Raw genomic sequence first — 17,789 nt, 5'->3', positions numbered from 1 at the left:
GTGGCACGCCGTGGGTTTCCTCACAGGCAGGTCGAATCGGGGGCCCGGGCCGGCCGGCTGGCAGAATCAGGAGATGACCGCGACGCGACAGGGGGCGCTCCAAGACCCTCCCGGCTCGGCGTCGCACCACCCGACCAGCCGATCGCTGACCCCGGTCGAGATAGCGCACGCATCGGTGATGGCCGCTCTTGCTGCCGCGTTGTCGATCCTGTCGGTGGTGATCCCGTTCGCCGGCGGCCTGTCGTTGCTGGTGACCGTTCCGATGGGCCTGCTCGGCTACCGCTACCGGCTGCGGGTGCTGATTGCGGCCACGTTCGCCGGCTGCGTCATCGCGTTCCTCATCGGCGGCATCGCCGGTTTCATGGTGGTGCTCAACTGCGCCTACGTGGGCGGACTGACGGGCATCATCAAGCGCCGCAAGCGGGGCACACCGACGGTGATCGCGATCTCGGTGGTGGCCGGGGTGATCTCCGGGCTGTTCATCATCGCCGCGTTGACCGTTCTGGTCCGGTTGCGCACCCTGACCTTCGATGCGATGACGGCCAATGTCGACGGCGTGGTGGCGGTGATGTCGCGCTTCGATCCGTTCCGGCCCGCCGCGCAGGACTTCAAGGCATTCTTCGGTACCGCACTGCAGTACTGGCCGCTGATCATCATGGTCTACGCGATCTTCTCGATCATGGTCGTGACGCTGGTCGGCTGGTGGGCGTTGTCGCGGGTGCTGGAGCGGCTGCGGGGCATCCCCGACGTCCACAAACTGGAGGCCCCGTCCGACTCGGGCCCCGTCGCGCCGGCGCCCGTCCGGCTCGTTGACGCGCGCTTCCGCTACCCGGGCGCCGACCACGACGCGCTACGGCCGCTGTCGATGACGGTCGAGCCCGGTGAGCACGTCGCCATCACCGGTGCCAACGGCTCCGGAAAGACCACCCTCATGCTGCTGCTGTCGGGACGCGCACCGACCTCGGGCGCGATCGAGCGGCCGGGCGCAGTCGGACTGGGTCGGCTCGGTGGAACGGCGGTGATCCTGCAGCACCCCGAAAGCCAGGTGCTGGGTACCCGGGTCGCCGATGACATCGTGTGGGGTCTGCCGCCGGGAACGCACACCGACGTGACCACGCTGCTCGACGAGGTCGGGCTGACCGGCATGGAAGAGCGTGACACCGGCGGACTGTCCGGTGGGGAGCTGCAGCGCCTGGCGGTGGCCGCCGCGCTGGCCCGTCAGCCCGCGATGCTGATCGCCGACGAGATCACCAGCATGGTCGACCAACAAGGCCGGGAGGGTCTGCTCAATGTGCTCTCGGGCCTGACCGAGCACCACCGGATGGCACTGGTCCAGATCACGCACTACACCAACGAGGCTGACACCGCCGACCGGATCGTCAATCTCAGCGAGTCACTGGACAACGCCGAGACGGTCGACAGCGCCGACGCGCCGACCACCACCGCGAGTGTGCACGCACCGCGCGGCGGCGCACCGGTGTTGCAGCTGGACAACGTCTCTCACGAATACGCCAGCGGCACACCGTGGGCCAAGTCCGCGCTGCGCGACGTGAGCTTCACCGTCCGTGAAGGCGAGGGCCTACTCATCCACGGCGGTAACGGTTCGGGCAAGTCGACGCTGGCCTGGATCATGGCCGGGCTCGTCGCCCCGACCTCTGGTACCTGCCTGGTGCGCGGCCGGCCGGCCGGTGAGCATGTGGGCGAGGTGGCGATCGCCTTCCAGGCGGCCCGTCTGCAATTGATGCGCGCCCGTGTTGATCTGGAAGTCGCGTCGGCAGCAGGCTTTTCACCCGACGACAAGGCCCGGGTGGCCTCGGCCCTTGCCAACGTCGGCCTCGACGCCTCGCTGGCGCGCCGCCGCATCGACCAGCTGTCCGGCGGCCAGATGCGTCGGGTGGTGCTGGCCGGGCTGCTGGCCCGCTCGCCGCAGGCCCTGATCCTCGACGAGCCGCTGGCCGGTCTGGACGCCGCCGCCCAGCGCGGGCTGCTGCGGCTGCTGACCGACCTGCGTCACAACACCGGGCTGACCGTCGTGGTGATCTCCCACGATTTCGTCGGGCTCGAAGAGCTCTGCCCGCAGACCCTGCATCTCGACGACGGGGTGCTTGCTGCGGCTCCCACGGCCGCGGGAGGGATGGCATGACAAACCGTCAGCGCCGCCCCGTCGTCCTGCTACGTCCAACGCCGGGAACCTCGACCATCCACGAGCTGTGGGCGGGCACCAAGATCGTGGTGGTGCTTGCCCTGTCGGCGCTGCTCGCGTTCTACCCGGGCTGGGTGCCGATCGCGTTTGTCACCGTCCTCGTCGCCGTCGCACTCTGGCTGTCCCGTGTGACCTGGGGTGTGGTTCCGTCGATCCCGAAGTGGTTGTGGCTGTTGATCTTCCTCGGTGGTTTCACCGCGGCCCTGGCCGGCGGCAGTCCCGAGATCCACATCGGCCCGATCGTGATCGGTCTGCACGGGCTGCTGAATTTCCTGCGGCTCACCGCGGTCTCCTTCCTGCTGATCGGACTGGCCGGTTTGGTGTCGTGGACGACGAATGTCGCCGACGTCGCGCCCGCGGTGGCCAAACTGGGCCGTCCGTTCAAGGTGCTCCGGATCCCGGTCGACGACTGGGCGGTGGCATTGTCGTTGGCGCTGCGGGCTTTTCCCATGCTGCTCGACGAGTTCCGGATGATGTATGCCGCGCGACGGCTTCGGCCCAGCCCCGTCCTGACCGGCCGACGGGCACGCCGCCGCCGCTGGTCCATCGAGATCGTCGACCTACTGGCCGCGGGTATCACCGTGACACTGCGCCGCGCCGACGAGATGGGCGATGCGATCACCGCCCGCGGCGGCACCGGCCAGATTGCGGCGGCGCCGTCGGGACCGCGACGGGCCGACTGGGTGGTGTTGGCGACCACGGCCGCGGTGTGCGTGCTGTCGATCGGGATTGAACTGGTCGTTCTGGGCTAACGGGCGGCCGCGTCGTTGGCTGCGCGCTGGGCGGTCGCCAGGGTGTCAGCGACCGAGGCCCGGCCCAGGAACATCTCGTCGAAATACGGCCTAATCGCCTGGTAGCCGGCGGCGAATCCCGCCCCGCCGGGTGCGGCGATCCGGGGTCCGTCGAGCACCCGGAAGAATGGAGCCACCTCGACTCCCTTGGCCGACCAGTAGTCGAAGTACGCCTGCTGGGCCGGCAACACCGCGGGGATCGCCGCGCCGCGCCGGCCGAGGAACTCGTTGCCCCGGCTGCTGCCCAGCCAGGCCAGCACCTCACGGACCGCGTCGGGGTGGCGGCTGGCCGGATTGCCCGCAGCGGCAATGCCGTTGGTGACACTGACCCGTCCTACCGGCCCGATCGGAAGCATGGCGACGCCCCACCGGAACCTGGCCTGCTCGGCGATCTCAGCCAGGTTGTAGGTGCCGGATTGGAACAGTGCCATCCGCCCGGACAGGAACTGGTTGCGGGAGAAGTCGCCGTTGCCGTTGGTGTCGGCGGCGGGTGGGGACACCCGGTCGGTGTTGATCAGGTCGACGACGTAGCGCAACGCCTCGGCGGCCTGCGGATTGTCGAAGGCGAACCGGTCGTCGGCGGCGAACACTCCACCCGCCGAGCCGATGTAGTTGAGGTAGATGCCCTGCAGGTCGTTGGCCGCGTTGTAGGCCCACTGGCGGCCGTGGGTGAGGCGCTTGAGCAGCGGCCGCAGCGTGTCGGCGGCCGGTTCGGGATCCCAGCGCAGGGTGTCCAGGTCGGCGGGGTCGACGCCGTCGGCGGCCAGCAGGTCGGCGTTGTAGTACAGCGCGATACCGGCATCGGTGAGCTGCGGCACCCCCCAGAGCACGCCGTTGCGGGTGAACTGGGCGACCACCGAGCGGTCCCAGTCCGGGCTGGGTTCAACGGCCAGCAGGCGGTTGTTGTCGGCGTATTCGGCGAAGTAGGCGTTGTTGATCCAGAAGATGTCGTCGGCGCCGCCGCCTGCGACGTCGGTGCGCAGGGTGTCGAAGTACCCGGCATAGGCGACGACGTTGGTGCGGACCTCGATATCGGGGTGGGTGCGGCTGAATTCGGCGAACGAGTCGCGGTAGGCGGCGGCGACCTGAGTGTCCCACAGCCGAACCGTGATCACGGTCTTGCCGCTGGGCGCGCCGGTGCGGCCCAGCGCCAACACCCCGGCCACGAGCAGCAGCATCACGGCCAGCAGCGCCGCCAGCATGAGCGTCGATACGCGGGGCCGGCTCACTTGAGCCCCGTCACCACGATCGAGCGCACGATGTGCCGCTGGAATGCCAGGAACAGCACCAGCAGTGGAACGATCGCGACCGTCGTGGCGGCCATCACCAGAGTCCACTGCGCGTTGTACTGCGACTGCAGGCCCGCGGTGGCCACCGTCAGCACCCGCCACGTGCCGCCGCTGGTGATCACCAGCGGCCACATGAACGAATTCCATTGACTCACAACGGTGATCAGGGTCAGCGTCGCCAGGATCGGCTTGCTCGCCGGCAGCACCACGTGGACGATCACGTCGAGGGTGTTCGCGCCGTCGAGCCGTGCGGCGTTGATGAGATCACCCGGGATGGCCCGAAAGTGCTCCCGCAGCAGGAAGATCGCGTACGGCGAGCCGAACACGAACGGCAGCACCAACGCCCAGAACGTATTGCGCAGACCGAGTTCGGCCATCATCAGATACAGCGGGACGACCGTGACCGTCGCCGGCACCATGAGAGTGGCGATGTACACCCAGAACAGCGCATCGCGACCGGTGAACTCCAGCCGTGCGAACGCGAAACCGGCCAGCACCGAGAACGTCAGCTGGGCCAGCGTGATGATCGCCGTCATCAGCGCGGTGACGGCCAGCGCCCGGCCGAAACCGGCGTCGCCGAGGGCGCCGTAGTTGGCCAGCGTCGGTGGGCGCGGCAGTGACAGTGGCGTACCGGTGGCGAACTGCTGCGCGGAGGTGAACGACGTCAGCAGGCCCAGCCCGAACGGCGCCAAAGTGATCACCGCCCCCGCCAGCAGCCCGAGGTAGATCAGCGCGTTACGTAACGTCATAGCTGACCCGTCGGCGGAAATAGAGGTGCTGGACGACGGTCGCGCCGACCAGGATCACGAACAACACCAGGGCCATGACCGCGGCCCGCCCGATCGCCGCCGCGCCGAACGCCTCGGCGTAGATACGGTGGGCCACCAGGTCGGTGCGCCCGGCCGGGCCGCCGCCGGTGAGGGCGTAGACGGTGTCGAACACCTGCGCCGCGCTCACGATGCCGGTGACCGAGACGAAGAACAGCGTCGGTCGCAGCATCGGCAGCGTCACGTGCCAGAACCGCTGCCAGTTGGTCGCGCCGTCCAGGCGTGCGGCGGCCTGGATCTGCGGCGGGATGGCCAGGATGCCGGCCAGGAAGAACAGCGTCACGTAGCCGACGTTGGTCCACACCGTCACCGCGCAGACCACCGGTAATGCCAAGCCGGGGTCGGTCAGCCACTCGACGGGCCGGCCCAGCAGCGTGCTCACCGCACCGTCGGTCGGTGCCAGGATCCAATGCCACAGCACCGCCACCGCCAGCGGCGAGCACACCCACGGCAGCACATAGAGGGTGCGGAACATTCCGCTGCCAGGCAGTTCACGCGCCAGCAGCGAGGCGGCCACCAACCCGAGGACGATCTGAGCCGGAACCACGATCGCGATGAAGGCCAGGGTCACCAGCAGCGAGTTGCCGAAACCCGGGTCGGTCAGCACCGAACGCCAATTGTCCAGTCCCACAAAGCGGATCGGGCCGAGCAGATCCCAGCGGTGCACGCTGAGCCAGACCACCACCAACATCGGCAGCAGCAGGAAGCAGACCACCCCGAACAGGCTGGGTGCCAGCAGTGCGTAGCCCAGCAGGCCCGAACGCTGACGACGGATGGTCACGTCAGTCATTAAAGCCCGTGAGCGAGCTCGCCCGTTACGGTGTAGCGGTGAGTTTCCGTGATGTCGACGCCGACTTCGTCGCCCTGCCGCGCCACCAGCTGGCCGATGCCGCGCTGACCGCAGCCCGCGATGCCGGGGCCAGCTACGCCGACCTGCGAATTCACGCGATCACCAACGAGGTGGTGCAGCTGCGCGACGGTGAACTGGAGACCGCGGTCACCGACCGCGAGATCGGCCTGGCGGTGCGGGTGATCGTCGACGGCACCTGGGGGTTCGCCTCGCATGCCGAGCTGGCACCCGAAGTCGCGGCCGTGACGGCACGCCGCGCGGTCGCGGTGGCCACCACCCTGGCCGCCCTCAATGCCGAACGCATCGAGTTGGCCGCCGAGCCGGTCTACTCCGACGCCACCTGGGTGTCGACCTACGCGGTCGACCCGTTCACCATTTCGACCGCCGACAAGATCGCCGTGCTGGGGGAGTACTCCGGGCGGCTGCTGGCTAGCAAAACAGGTGGGGTCGGTGTCGACCACGTCTCGGCGATGGTGAACACCGTCAAAGAGCAGGTGTTCTACGCCGACACGTTTGGTTCGAGCATCACCCAGCAGCGGGTGCGGGTGATGCCGATGCTGGAGGCGGTGGCCGTCGACGCCGCCGCGGGCAGCTTCGAGTCGATGCGCACCTTGGCCCCACCCACCGCGCGGGGCTGGGAGGCGGTGGCCGGTGACGAGATCTGGGATTGGACCTCCGAGCTGGCCGAGCTGCCCACCCTGCTGGCCGAGAAGACCAAGGCGCCCAGCGTGATCGCCGGACCCACCGACCTGGTGATCGACCCCACCAACCTGTGGCTGACCATCCACGAGTCGATCGGGCACGCCACCGAATATGACCGCGCCATCGGCTACGAAGCCGCCTATGCCGGTACCTCGTTCGCCACCCCCGACAAACTGAACACCATGCGCTACGGCTCGCCGCTGATGAACGTGACCGCCGACCGCACCGTCGAATACGGTTTGGCGACAATCGGATACGACGACGAAGGGGTAGCCGCCCAGAGCTGGGATCTGGTGCGTGACGGCGTCTTCGTCGGCTACCAGCTCGACCGGGTGTTCGCCCCCCGACTGGGACAGGCCCGCTCCAACGGGTGCTCGTACGCCGATTCCCCGCACCACGTGCCGATCCAGCGGATGGCCAACGTCTCGCTGCAACCGGGAACCGAAGATCTGTCCACCGCTGACCTGATCAGCCGGGTGCGCGACGGCATCTACATCGTCGGTGACAAGTCGTGGTCGATCGATATGCAGCGCTACAACTTCCAGTTCACCGGACAGCGGTTCTTCCGGATCCGGGACGGCAAACTGGACGGGCAGTTGCGCGATGTGGCCTATCAGGCCACCACGACGGACTTCTGGAACTCAATGGAAGCCGTCGGTGGACCGTCGACCTGGCGACTGGGCGGGGCGTTCAACTGCGGTAAGGCCCAGCCCGGGCAGGTCGCCGCCGTCAGCCACGGCTGCCCGTCGGCCTTGTTCCGCGGGGTGAACGTACTCAACACGCGTGAAGAATCGGGCCGCGCATGATCCCCGCACAGCAGGTCGTCGAACTGGCCCTGGCCGCCGCGACGGTCGACGAGACCATCGTCATCGTCACCGATCGGGCCGAGGCCTCGTTGCGCTGGGCCGGGAACTCGATGACCACCAACGGTGTGTCGACCACCCGATCCACCACGGTGATTTCCATTGTGCGTAAAGGCAATACCTCGCACACCGGATCCATCCGCACCAGCGACGTCGACCCCGCCTCGATCGGCGCCCTGGTGGCCGCCGCCGAGCAGGCCGCACATGCGGCGCCCGACGCCCGCGACAGCGCGGCACTGCTGTCGGGAGCCGGGAACCCGGACGACTGGAGCCATGCGGTGCCCGAGACCGGGGCCGAGGTGTTCGCCGATGTCGCCGAGTCGTTGACGCGCGGGTTCGCCGGCTCCGATCGGCTCTACGGCTACGCCCACCACCTGGTCGAGACGACGTTCCTGGCCACCTCCACCGGGGTGCGCAGGCGCTTCACCCAGCCCACCGGGACGGTGGAGGTCAATGCCAAGCGCGCTCGCGCCAGCGCGTGGGCCGGGGTCAGCACGCCGTGGTTCGCCGATGTCTCGACCGACGCTCTGCTCGATGACCTGGCGATGCGACTGGGCTGGGCGGCGCGCACCGTGGACCTGCCCGCCGGGCGATACGAGACGCTGATGCCACCCTCGACGGTCGCCGACATGATGATCTACCTCGGCTGGTCGATGGACGGCCGTGGCGCTCAGGAGGGCCGCACCGCGCTGTCGGCACCCGGCGGTGGAACGCGGGTGGGGGAGAAGCTCACCGACCTGCCGCTGACGATGTACTCGGATCCCTTCGCACCCGGTCAGGAGTGTGCACCCTTCGTCGCCGCCACCAGCAGCTCGGAGCGAATCTCGGTGTTCGACAACGGAATCGACATCGGCCGCGTCGACTGGATTCGGGACGGCGCCGTCAACGCGCTGGCGTATCCGCGGGCCGCGGCCGGCGAGTTCGGTGTGGAGCCGGCGGTGCCCGCCGACAACCTGCTGATGACCGGCGGTACGGCTGATCTGGCCGATATGGTGGCCGCCACCGAGCGTGGGCTGCTGCTGACCACGTTGTGGTACATCCGTACCGTCGATCCGACCACGCTGCTGCTGACCGGACTCACCCGCGACGGCGTGTACCTGATCGAGGACGGCGAGGTCACCGCGGCGGTCAACAACTTCCGGTTCAACGAGAGCCCGCTGGACTTGCTGCGGCGGGCGAGCCAGGCCGGTGTTCCCGAGGCGACCCTGCCCCGGGAATGGGGTGACTGGGCCACCCGCGCGGTGATGCCGACCCTGCGAATCCCGGACTTCCACATGTCATCGGTGAGCCAGGCGCAATAATCCAGGCATGGTCGATGATCTCGATGCCGAACTGAACTCCCTCGTCGTGCAGTCCCCGGCCGGCCAGCAGCGGCTGGTGGGGTTGATCCGGTCGACGTGCGCGACGGCGCTGCAACTCACACCGCTGCCCTCCGAAGCCGTCGTCACCCAGCCGGAGTCGGACACCGAGACGGTGGTGGCCGAGTTCGCCGAGCAGTTCAGCGTGGACGTCTCGACAGTGTCCGACGCGCAGCGCGCGGCGCTGACCGGTGCGCTGGGGGCCGCGACGTTCGCGGTGGCGACGCAGATGTTCGTCGCCGACTTCCTGCCGCGGGTCCGCAACGCACTGGAGGTCCTGGGCCTTGCGGTGCCGTGGCTGCCCGAGCAGCCGGTCTGGGACGCCGACGTCGACGCCACCGACGTGGTGTTCAACCGGTTGCTACCCGGAATTGCCAGGCTGCGGGCGCTGGACCCGGTGACCTCCGAGGTGGTGCGGCTGCGGGGGGCCGTCCAGCACAACTGCCGGCTGTGCAAGTCGCTGCGCGAAGGCAACGCGCTGGACGCCGGCGGGTCGGAAAGCCTGTACGAGGACATCGAGCACTACGAATCCTCCGAACTCCTCAGTGACGCGCACAAGGCGGCCCTGCGCTACGCCGACGCCCTGATCTGGTCGCCGGCCCGGATCAGTCCCGCGGTGGCGGCAGGGGTGCGCAAGCATTTCTCCGACGAGCAGGCCCGCGAGCTCACCCTCGATGTCATGCGCAACGCGAGCAACAAGATCGCCGTCGCCCTGGCCGCCGACGCTCCCCGAGTCGAGCAGGGCACCGAGCGCTATCTCATCGACGCCGACGGTCAGACACAGTTCGCCTGAGGATGTCCAGGACGGCGTGGACGTCGTCCTCGGTGCTCGCCCAGGAGCAGACGAACCGTACGGCCGGTGTGTGGGGGTCGGGCACATGCACGACGAAGTGTTCCCGGACGGCGCCCAGAGCCTCGGCGTCGAGGTCGACGAAGACCTCGTTGGCGTCGGTGGGAGAGCTCAGGCGCAATCCGAGCTCGGCCATTCCGGCTGAGAGCCGGGCCGCCAGAGCGTTGGCATGCGCGGCTGAGCGCAGCCAATCGCCGTCTGCCAGCATCGCATCGAATTGGGCTGAGACGTAACGATGCTTGCTTGCCAGGTGGCCGATCTGCTTCTGGACGAACTCGATACCGGCGAAATGCTCGGGGCGGCGCACCAGAATCGCGTCGCCGAACAACATGCCGCTCTTGGTGCCGCCGACGGTGACGATGTCCGCGTCGCCGATCGCCTGTGCCGGGGTGATATCAAGGGCGGCAATGGCGTTGGCGATTCGTGAACCGTCGACGTGGACCAGCAGGTCGAGATCGTGGGCGTGGTCGACGAATGCCGCGAGGGCATCGGGCTGCCAGACGCGGCCGTTCTCGGTGGACTGGGTGATGGTGACGATCCGCGGCTGGGAGTGATGTACCGCGCCGCGGCGGGTGATGCGCCGATCCAGTTCGGCTGGATCGATGAGGCCGTCGTCACTGGGCAGCGGCGCCAGGCTCGCGCCGGAAATGCGGACCGGGCCACCGGCTTCGTCGAGCAGCGAGTGTGCGATGTCGCTGCACAGGATCTCGTGCCAGGGGCGCACCGCGGAGGCGAGCGCGATGATGTTGGCGCCGGTTCCGGTGAACGCGAACAGCACGTCGGCATCCGGTGCGTCGAACGCGTCTTTGATCCGGTCGGCGGCGCGCCGGGTGATCGCGTCGGCGCCGTAGGAGACGACGGAGCCGTGGTTGGCGGCCACCAGCGCCGCCATGGCCGCGGGATGGGCCCCGGCGGCGTTGTCGGAGGCGAAGGCGGCGGACGTGTGCGGCACGGGTCTCATCGTTACATCCGCATTCGGGGTGAGTGAAACGATGGCCGGCCGGTGGCGGCGGCGGGACAATGGTCGGTATGTCTAGCGCGCAGCCTCACCAGACGGACACCACCGCGGGGCTTGCGCCCCTGGCCGGGGAACTCGAGAAGATCGCGGCACTGCTGGGGGTCAAGTCGGTGCTGGTGATGCGCTCCGAGCCGGACTCGATGGTGGTCGCTGCCACCGCAGGCGAGGCAACCCAGCACTACACCGTCGGCGCGGCGGGCAAGAAGGCCCTCGATGACGCGTCGGGGGTGCCGCTGTACTGCGAGCGGGTGGTCGACCACGACAGCGCGCTGTTCGTCCGCGACTCCCGTGAAGACGCCACCTTCGCCGGCAACGAGGACGAGGTCGAGTTCGGTCTGCACAACTACCTGGGGCTGCCGGTGCATGACGGGACGGGTGCCGTGGTGGGGACGGTCTGCGTGCTCGACAACACCGCCCGGGACTACACCGAAGACGAGCTGGCCCAGCTCTCTGCGCTGGCCGGCAAGGTGGAGGGCATCATCGACGCTGACGGCAGCGCGCTGGGTTGATCACGACGTAGTCGCACAGACCACGGTCGGCATGCGACCATAGTTGCCGCACCGGGGGCGGTAGCTCAGTCGGTTAGAGCCGTGGCGTGCCTGGGCGCAGGTTGGCGTGCAGTGGTCAAGGGCCAAAGGCATTTCTATCGGCATTTGGCGGTAGTGAAGTCTGCTGGGTGGGTTGGTGTCTGGAGCCCTGTGGCGTCCGCCGCTGCCTAGCGCGTTGACCACTGTGGTCATGATTCGCGCGCCGCCGGCGCCGAGCGGTCATGAGGATGCGTAAGCGTCGGCGGGGCGATGAGTAGTCGCCCCCGCTGGGGCGATGTCGGGGCTCGGCTACCCGATGGCGTTCGCGTGGCGTCGTCTATGGTGCTCGTTGTCGCACTTACGATCCAGTGTTGACAAACCGGTTAAGGGGCCATTTAAGGCCCCTTAAGCACTGGTGACCGCCTTAAGGGGACAGATATGGCCCCTAATGATAGGGAGTGCTGCCTATGGTGCTCGTTGCCACACCTACAATTCAGTGTTGACGAACCGGTTAAGGGGCCATATAATGCCCTTTAAGCTTAATAACCGCTTTAAAGGGACAGATATGGCCCCTAATGAGAGGCAGTCGGTCGACTCGATCGAAGGCGAACTAAGAGATCTGGGTGCCCGCATAGCCCGGATCCGACTCGGCCGAAATTTTACGCAGGCTGCCCTGGCAAAAGAGGCTGGGGCCTCTGTGCGGAGCGTCAAGCGGCTGGAGGCCGGCGAAAACACGTCTCTCGATACGTTGATTCGTGTCTTGGTCGCACTTGATCTGGGTGACCGGCTGTCGAGCACGCTCCCGAATCCAGATGTGCGACCGATCGAGCGGGTCAAGCACGAAGGGCACGAGCGGCGACGCGCGCGTGAACGTCATACTGTCCCAAGGGCTACGGACTGGGCCTGGGGTGAAGAGGACGAAGAATGACGGACGCAACGGTCCGGCTGTGGGGCAGCGACATCGGCGCCGTCAGCTGGCTCCCCGACCGTGGCGTCGGCGTATTTCAGTACATGCCAGACTTCGTGAGCAGCGGAATTCAGTTGGCGCCAATCATGATGCCGCTTGGTCCCGATCCATTTGAATTCCCTGCCTTACCGCGCGACGCATTCAAAGGCTTGCCGGGCATGCTGGCTGACTCGTTGCCGGACAGGTTCGGCAACGCCGTGATCGACGCGTGGGTCGCAGGGCAGGGGCGGCGGGCTGGGGAGTTCAATCCGGTCGAACGCCTCTGCTACATCGGAACGCGCGGTATGGGTGCGCTGGAATTCAACCCGGCTGTTGTACTTCCGGGTGCTAAGAAGTCGCACCGCCTTGAGATAGAAGCGCTGACCCAGCTGGCTGACGATGTCCTCAATAACCGTGGGAAACTTGCGGGCGTACTCAAGGGCGACGATGACGACCGCGAGGCGCTCGAAGATATCCTCCGGGTCGGAACATCCGCGGGCGGCGCGCGCGCAAAAGCGATCCTCGCGTGGAATGAGAAGACCGGCGAGTTCCGCTCTGGCCAAGTCAAGGCTGGCGAAGGCTTTACCTACTGGCTTATGAAGTTTGACGGAGTATCGAACAATCGCGACAAGGAACTGGCGGACCCGCAAGGCTTCGGCCTGATCGAGTATGGCTTTAGCCTTCTTGCTGTCGCTGCTGGAATCGATATGAGCGACTGTCGCATTCACCGCGAAGGTGGCCGATCGCACTTCATGACGCGGCGCTTCGATCGCAGTGCCGGAGGCCAGAAGTTACACATGCAGTCGCTGGCCGCGCTTCGTCACTACGATTTCAATGCGGCGGGGGCCTATTCCTATGAGCAGGCGATTGAGACTATCCGCATCCTCGGCCTGCCGGCATATGACGTTGAACAGCAGTTCCGCCGAGCAGTGCTAAACATCTTGATCCGCAACCAGGACGATCACGTCAAAAACATTGCATTCCTAATGAACCGCAAGGGTGACTGGCGTCTATCACCCGCTTTCGACGTCGTCTACGCATACAACCCTGACGGCAGTTGGACCCACCAGCACCAAATGAGCCTCAACGGCAAGCGGGATCGATTCGAGTTATCCGACCTACTTGAGTTCGGTGTTTTCTGTGGACTGAAGCGACCCAAAGCCGAGGACATCATTCGAGACATGCACGTTCACGTTGAAAACTGGATGTCATACGCGGACGAGGCTGGCGTTGCCGAGAGTGAAGCAGCAAAAATTTACCGCGCCATGCGCCGCCAGATCGTTCTGCCGATCTGACAGCAGGAGCGGCACACGCTCGACTGTCCCCACCAACACGATGGAACCGATCCGCCGCCTGCTTCACACGTTCAAACTTGTTGCACCACAATAGAATAAGGCGCAATCTATTGCGTTGGTCATTCCAGACTCGAGCCTGGCTGGCTCGGCCGAGGGATGCCGCGCCAAGTCCTGACCCTTGCCGAAATTGGCTAGTCTGTTTGTTGATACCAAATTCCCACACTAGATGGCACGTCTGTGTGGATGCATAGGGTTGTAATGGCTTCAAGGTCCAACGTTCTCCGAATAAATTCTCCACCAGTGGTGCGATCAGTAACCGTTGTGAACGGCCCATCCTCATAGGCAACCGTGATTTCGGCGTTGTCTGTTAGTCCAAGGCAGTACCGCGGAACCTCCCCTAGGTCGGCGAGACATTTCTCTACATCGGCGACAGAGGAGAACGAGCGTGACCCCTCGCCTTCTGGTGGCGGTCAATGCGCCACACCTTGCAGATGATTCCCGGAATCTCGCCCGAGCCAAGCTTCACGCCGAAGGATCCGGTCAAGCTCATCGAAGCGACGTAAATCGCGGCTTACCACGAAGGGACTTCTCATTTGCTCGACAACGTGACCACCGGCCGGCGGGTTCGCCTGTGGCTGGCGGAGGCCGGGTGCCATGATTCGCTGCTTACCCCAGTGCATGATTGGCGTAGCCACGCGGCATTGAACGCCTCGCGCAAAGAGGCCTCAACTACTGCCACGGATGCGGCGAATTGCTGGCACCATGTAGACCATGGTGGAAGGTCCTGTCGGCTTCTGGAGCTACGTTCACGCTGATAATGATGCGGTCGACGGGGCCATCTTGGAGCTGCGGCAGCTCATCATGAATGCGTATTCGATTCTGACCGGCGAAGATCTCACATTGTTTGTCGACACCGACATAACTTGGGGCGAGCAGTGGGAGAAGCGCATATCTGCGAGCATCGCCGGGACCACGTTCTTCATCCCGATCATCACCCCGCGGTTCTTCAAGAGCAAGGCATGCCGACAGGAGGTAATCGACTTCACCACGAAGGCAACAGAAGCCAGCGGATTGAAAGAACTCTTCCTGCCGATTCTCTATGCAGATGTGCCGTTCCTGTCAAAGGAAGCCGACGATCCTGTGGTGCGGTTGGTAGCGAACACGCAATACGTTCCATGGCACCAACTGCGATTACTTGACTCACGCTCGAGTGACCATCGGACCGCAGTGCACAAACTTGCAGTGGAAATCGAGCGGATTTCGCGAGACGTAGCCGATAAGCCCGACACAGTCCCCGCTGCTTTAGGCGGAGCTCGCTTTCCAGATGGCGGCGACGACGCCGACAGCGATGAGGGCGGCCTAGGCACGTTGGATCGAATCGCAGCCGCCGAGGAGGTCATGCCCCTCTTTAATGCCACGATAGGAGAGATGGCCGCCTGTCTCAACGAGATTGGGGAGATCGCCACAGCGAGCCAGCCTGAGATCGAAGAGGCAGCTCGGTCGCAGAAGATGTCGACCCCGATGGCTGTCATAAAGAAGGTCGCCGCGAATCTTGACCGTCCAGCCCAGCAGTTCTTGGACCTCTCGACGAAGTACTCTGAGCAGGCGATTGATCTGAATGCGGGGATCGACGTTCTTATACATCTCAAGTCATATTCAGACATGGATCCAGACGAGCAATCGGGCTACAGATTCCTCGCGAACTCGATCAGGGCCATGCGGGATGCGGGCCTGGACGCAGTACAGAGTGCTACCGCTACAAGCGATTCCATGCAAGAGCTTGCCTCCTTCAGCCGCGACATGAGAAGACCTGCGACCAAAATGAAGCGGGCGGTTGAGCGCATGGAAGACGTTCATGGCCTTTACGACGAATGGGTCAAAGGGTTCGAGGAGTCTGGCGTTTGGGCAAACCCACTCGGCAACGAGAAGCCCAATTCTCCTGCACCCGAATCGGATTGACGACGCCATTTGTCATTTGGATAATCTCGCTAGTTGTGTCTGGCGTGGAACGTCGTTCGCGCTGACTCTGTCCTCTCCGGGATGTAGCGTGGCCGCACCTCGTAGAGAGCGCTTCGTCACAACCGTCGGGGCAGGTTGGAGTACGTCCAGCTGGCTGGCGCAATCTGGCTGGCGTTCTCTCCGCTTGTAACCCGAGCTTCCGCGAGAGCTAGAACCCCACACGACACGCGACCCCGCTACGGGGCTGGCCGCCTCCGGCAGTTGGCGCGTCACGTTGGCGAGCCGCTCGGCAGTGGTCGTTACGAACGTCGGGTTCGTCACCCGGCAAAGAGGCCCGACATTGCCGTTCGGCCCCCGAATGTCGTCGTTCAGCAACATGTAATGGACTCCGAGTCGACCTCCCGTTAGGACCAGAGTTACGCGCCATAGGCGAGGGCCAAGTAATGGCTCTGTAGACCCGAAGACTTTGCTGGCAGATGCCGGCGGCATTCCGCTTGGGATGCCCTGTTTTGTTTGCTGACGACAGCGGGTTGGGCCAAATCTCACCGCGACACGCTGCAGGTACACGCTTGTGCTGCGGGCGGTGACGGTTTAGCGTCCGTTGCTGACAAAGATAGGCCTCCGCCTGCGGGAACAGACGGATGGCAGGCACCAGATTGGAGCTGCGCGTTGAACATTCTTTCGCGAGACGACCCCGCGCTTGCCCTCGCTCGCAGTGTCGGCCGGGGCGAACGTGAAGGTGCTCCAGAGAATCCTTGGCCACGCCTCAGAAGCCATGACACTGGATACCTACGCCGATTTGTTCGATGACGATCTCGCCGCCTTCGCCGTGGCCCTGAGCAAGGCGATAGAGAGCGCGCCGGCATCTGCCCGGTACCGTACCGGTGAGGAGGCCGTATCCAGCTAAAATACCGCTGGTCGACCTCGGGGGCGGTAGCTCAGTCGGTTAGAGCCGGGCACTCATAATGCTCTGGTCGCGGGTTCGAGCCCCGCCCGCCCCACTCAAACGCTGTATGACCTCGCCTGATGGTTGACGTTTCGGTGTCGGGTGATGGGCGACAGTGTTTCGGCTGATGCTTTACACCTGCTTCGGTTGATCCTTGACACTCCCTAGATGAGGGAGTTGAGCGTGGCTGAGCAGCGGTATCAGGCCGTGTTGGCCTTAATCAGTGATGGGTTGTCGATTTCGCAGGTCGCCTCGAAGGTAGGGGTGTCGCGGCAGACGCTGCACGCGTGGTTGGCCCGCTATGAGGCTGAGGGCCTAAAACACAACACCGAGTGTCAAGGATCAACCGACACTAAAACGTCAACGATCAACCGACTCTGAACAGCCCTACCAAGCGTTGTGTATGACCTCGGCCGGCGTGCCCGCTCATCCACGCGGCGTCTCCGTCGTCCCCAAGACTCGTTGCAGGTCGGGTTTCATCATCTGGAGTTGCTGTCCCCAGTAGTTCCAGCTGTGGGTGCCGTCGCTCGGGAAGTTGAACACTCCATTCGTGCCGCCCGCCGCGAGGTACTTCTCCCGGAAGGTCTTGCTGGTGCGACCGAGGAACCCCTCGAGGAATCGGGCAGCCGCCAGATTGCCGGCTGTGGCCCCGGTGTCCAGGTCCGACGGGATCCCGTTGCCGGCGTAGATCCACACCCGGGTGTTGTTGGCGACCAATCTGGCGATGTTGACCGTGGGGTCGTTGCGTTGCCACGCCGCATCACTGGCTGGGCCCCACATGTCTTGGGGGCTGAAACCTCCGGCGTCTCCCATCGCGATTCCGATCAATGTGGGCCACCACCCTTCTGATGGGTTCAGCGCTCCCGACAGCGCGGCGGCATAGATGAATTCACCCGGGTGCCAGATAGCGAGATTCAGCGATGCCGAGCCGGCCATCGACAGACCGACCGCGGCATTTCCCGTCGCAGACACGTTCTTGTTGGTCGACAGCCAGGCCGGTAGTTCTTCGGTGAGAAAGGTCTCCCACCGGTAGGTATGGATGCCGTCCTTGCCCGTCGCCGGTCGATACCAATCGGTGTAGAAACTCGACTGTCCACCGACCGGCATGACGACAGAGATACCGGAGTTGTCGTACCACTCGAACGCAGTGGTGTTGATGTCCCAGCCGTTGAAATCGTCCTGGGCGCGCTGCCCGTCCAACAGGTAGAGGGCGTGCGGGCCGCCGTACTGGAACTGGATGCGAATGTCACGCCCCATCGAGGGTGACGGCACGTCCAGGTATTCCACCGGCAGACCTGGCCTCGAAAAAGCCTGTGCGCGTGGAACATCACCCAGGCCGATCGCTATCAACACGAGCATCGCGAT

General features: G+C 65.2%; 16 protein-coding genes and 1 tRNA gene. 12 read left to right on the top strand and 5 right to left on the bottom strand.

Translation table 11 applies throughout. The features are described from left to right. Window positions 1-73: 73 nt before the first annotated feature. Both OG976_RS03670 and OG976_RS03665 read left to right on the top strand, forming a co-directional pair. The gene (locus tag OG976_RS03670; RefSeq protein ID WP_442930418.1) at window positions 74-2,143 is read left to right on the top strand and encodes a DUF2232 domain-containing protein; all 2,070 of its coding nucleotides are present in this window, start codon (window positions 74-76) and stop codon (window positions 2,141-2,143) included. Then, window positions 2,140-2,955: an energy-coupling factor transporter transmembrane component T family protein gene (locus OG976_RS03665; protein ID WP_328358029.1), complete on the top strand. Its 816-nt coding sequence runs from the start codon at window positions 2,140-2,142 to the stop codon at window positions 2,953-2,955. The genes OG976_RS03670 and OG976_RS03665 overlap by 4 nt, the downstream gene beginning before the upstream one ends. On the opposite strand, the gene OG976_RS03660 is transcribed toward OG976_RS03665, so the two are convergent. Genes OG976_RS03660 through OG976_RS03650 form a run of 3 tightly spaced genes read right to left on the bottom strand, consistent with a single transcriptional unit; the run spans window position 2,952 to window position 5,900 of the window. Further along, a complete protein-coding gene (locus OG976_RS03660; RefSeq protein ID WP_328358025.1) occupies window positions 2,952-4,223 on the bottom strand; it encodes an ABC transporter substrate-binding protein in 1,272 nt (423 codons plus the stop codon). The two genes, OG976_RS03665 and OG976_RS03660, sit on opposite strands and share 4 nt — an antisense overlap. Beyond that, a complete protein-coding gene (locus tag OG976_RS03655; protein WP_328358022.1) occupies window positions 4,220-5,032 on the bottom strand; it encodes a carbohydrate ABC transporter permease in 813 nt (270 codons plus the stop codon). The genes OG976_RS03660 and OG976_RS03655 overlap by 4 nt, the downstream gene beginning before the upstream one ends. Next, window positions 5,019-5,900 (bottom strand): carbohydrate ABC transporter permease, encoded by an 882-nt coding sequence (locus tag OG976_RS03650; protein ID WP_328358019.1) that lies wholly within the window; start codon window positions 5,898-5,900, stop codon window positions 5,019-5,021. The genes OG976_RS03655 and OG976_RS03650 overlap by 14 nt, the downstream gene beginning before the upstream one ends. A gap of 38 nt (window positions 5,901-5,938) precedes the next feature. On the opposite strand from OG976_RS03650, the gene OG976_RS03645 reads away from it, so the two are divergent. The 3 genes from OG976_RS03645 to OG976_RS03635 are packed head-to-tail and all read left to right on the top strand — an operon-like array spanning window position 5,939 to window position 9,676. After that, the gene (locus OG976_RS03645) at window positions 5,939-7,468 is read left to right on the top strand and encodes a TldD/PmbA family protein (RefSeq protein WP_328358016.1); all 1,530 of its coding nucleotides are present in this window, start codon (window positions 5,939-5,941) and stop codon (window positions 7,466-7,468) included. Beyond that, entirely contained in the window at window positions 7,465-8,826 is a 1,362-nt protein-coding gene (locus tag OG976_RS03640) for a metallopeptidase TldD-related protein (protein WP_328358013.1), read from the top strand. Before OG976_RS03645 ends, OG976_RS03640 begins: the two co-directional genes overlap by 4 nt. A 7-nt stretch (window positions 8,827-8,833) precedes the next feature. Then, complete coding sequence (locus OG976_RS03635; protein ID WP_328358010.1) at window positions 8,834-9,676, top strand: carboxymuconolactone decarboxylase family protein; 843 nt, start codon at window positions 8,834-8,836, stop codon at window positions 9,674-9,676. Here OG976_RS03635 and OG976_RS03630 read toward each other — a convergent pair. Continuing rightward, complete coding sequence (locus OG976_RS03630; protein WP_328358007.1) at window positions 9,642-10,694, bottom strand: threonine aldolase family protein; 1,053 nt, start codon at window positions 10,692-10,694, stop codon at window positions 9,642-9,644. The genes OG976_RS03635 and OG976_RS03630 overlap by 35 nt on opposite strands. Before the next feature lie 68 nt (window positions 10,695-10,762). Between OG976_RS03630 and OG976_RS03625 the strand changes: the two genes are divergently transcribed. The 7 genes from OG976_RS03625 (at window position 10,763) to OG976_RS03600 (ending at window position 16,805) form a co-directional block, all read left to right on the top strand. Continuing rightward, window positions 10,763-11,260, top strand: coding sequence for a GAF domain-containing protein (locus tag OG976_RS03625; protein ID WP_328358005.1), 498 nt, complete (start codon window positions 10,763-10,765; stop codon window positions 11,258-11,260). 466 nt (window positions 11,261-11,726) lie between these two features. Further along, window positions 11,727-12,206 carry a helix-turn-helix domain-containing protein gene (locus tag OG976_RS26805; RefSeq protein WP_442930417.1) on the top strand — a complete coding sequence of 160 codons (480 nt, stop codon included), beginning with the start codon at window positions 11,727-11,729 and terminating at the stop codon, window positions 12,204-12,206. Next, a complete protein-coding gene (locus OG976_RS03620; RefSeq protein WP_328358002.1) occupies window positions 12,203-13,519 on the top strand; it encodes a type II toxin-antitoxin system HipA family toxin in 1,317 nt (438 codons plus the stop codon). The genes OG976_RS26805 and OG976_RS03620 overlap by 4 nt, the downstream gene beginning before the upstream one ends. Before the next feature lie 771 nt (window positions 13,520-14,290). Then, window positions 14,291-15,478: a TIR domain-containing protein gene (locus tag OG976_RS03615; RefSeq protein ID WP_328357999.1), complete on the top strand. Its 1,188-nt coding sequence runs from the start codon at window positions 14,291-14,293 to the stop codon at window positions 15,476-15,478. A 733-nt stretch (window positions 15,479-16,211) separates the two neighbouring features. Next, window positions 16,212-16,385 (top strand): hypothetical protein, encoded by a 174-nt coding sequence (locus OG976_RS03610; protein WP_328357996.1) that lies wholly within the window; start codon window positions 16,212-16,214, stop codon window positions 16,383-16,385. Window positions 16,386-16,405: 20 nt separating this feature from the next. Continuing rightward, a tRNA-Ile gene (locus tag OG976_RS03605) sits at window positions 16,406-16,479 on the top strand. A 113-nt stretch (window positions 16,480-16,592) separates the two neighbouring features. Beyond that, window positions 16,593-16,805: a helix-turn-helix domain-containing protein gene (locus OG976_RS03600; protein ID WP_328357993.1), complete on the top strand. Its 213-nt coding sequence runs from the start codon at window positions 16,593-16,595 to the stop codon at window positions 16,803-16,805. A 45-nt stretch (window positions 16,806-16,850) separates the two neighbouring features. Here the strand turns inward: OG976_RS03600 and OG976_RS03595 are convergent, their stop codons facing one another. Next, the gene (locus tag OG976_RS03595; RefSeq protein WP_328363132.1) at window positions 16,851-17,783 is read right to left on the bottom strand and encodes an esterase family protein; all 933 of its coding nucleotides are present in this window, start codon (window positions 17,781-17,783) and stop codon (window positions 16,851-16,853) included. Window positions 17,784-17,789 lie beyond the last annotated feature (6 nt).

Origin of the sequence: Mycobacterium sp. NBC_00419, assembly GCF_036023875.1 — a bacterium.
Lineage (GTDB): Bacteria > Actinomycetota > Actinomycetes > Mycobacteriales > Mycobacteriaceae > Mycobacterium.
This window is presented reverse-complemented; position numbering and strand designations above follow the sequence as displayed.

Coding starts and splice junctions, on each gene's coding strand:
- OG976_RS03595 (WP_328363132.1), bottom strand. CDS start 17,783: ATGCTCGTGTTGATAGCGATCGGCCTGGGTGATGTTCCACGCGCACAG.
- OG976_RS03635 (WP_328358010.1), top strand. CDS start 8,834: ATGGTCGATGATCTCGATGCCGAACTGAACTCCCTCGTCGTGCAGTCC.
- OG976_RS03600 (WP_328357993.1), top strand. CDS start 16,593: ATGAGGGAGTTGAGCGTGGCTGAGCAGCGGTATCAGGCCGTGTTGGCC.
- OG976_RS03655 (WP_328358022.1), bottom strand. CDS start 5,032: ATGACGTTACGTAACGCGCTGATCTACCTCGGGCTGCTGGCGGGGGCG.
- OG976_RS03625 (WP_328358005.1), top strand. CDS start 10,763: ATGTCTAGCGCGCAGCCTCACCAGACGGACACCACCGCGGGGCTTGCG.
- OG976_RS03620 (WP_328358002.1), top strand. CDS start 12,203: ATGACGGACGCAACGGTCCGGCTGTGGGGCAGCGACATCGGCGCCGTC.
- OG976_RS03650 (WP_328358019.1), bottom strand. CDS start 5,900: ATGACTGACGTGACCATCCGTCGTCAGCGTTCGGGCCTGCTGGGCTAC.
- OG976_RS03665 (WP_328358029.1), top strand. CDS start 2,140: ATGACAAACCGTCAGCGCCGCCCCGTCGTCCTGCTACGTCCAACGCCG.
- OG976_RS03670 (WP_442930418.1), top strand. CDS start 74: ATGACCGCGACGCGACAGGGGGCGCTCCAAGACCCTCCCGGCTCGGCG.
- OG976_RS03630 (WP_328358007.1), bottom strand. CDS start 10,694: ATGAGACCCGTGCCGCACACGTCCGCCGCCTTCGCCTCCGACAACGCC.
- OG976_RS03640 (WP_328358013.1), top strand. CDS start 7,465: ATGATCCCCGCACAGCAGGTCGTCGAACTGGCCCTGGCCGCCGCGACG.
- OG976_RS26805 (WP_442930417.1), top strand. CDS start 11,727: ATGATAGGGAGTGCTGCCTATGGTGCTCGTTGCCACACCTACAATTCA.
- OG976_RS03615 (WP_328357999.1), top strand. CDS start 14,291: ATGGTGGAAGGTCCTGTCGGCTTCTGGAGCTACGTTCACGCTGATAAT.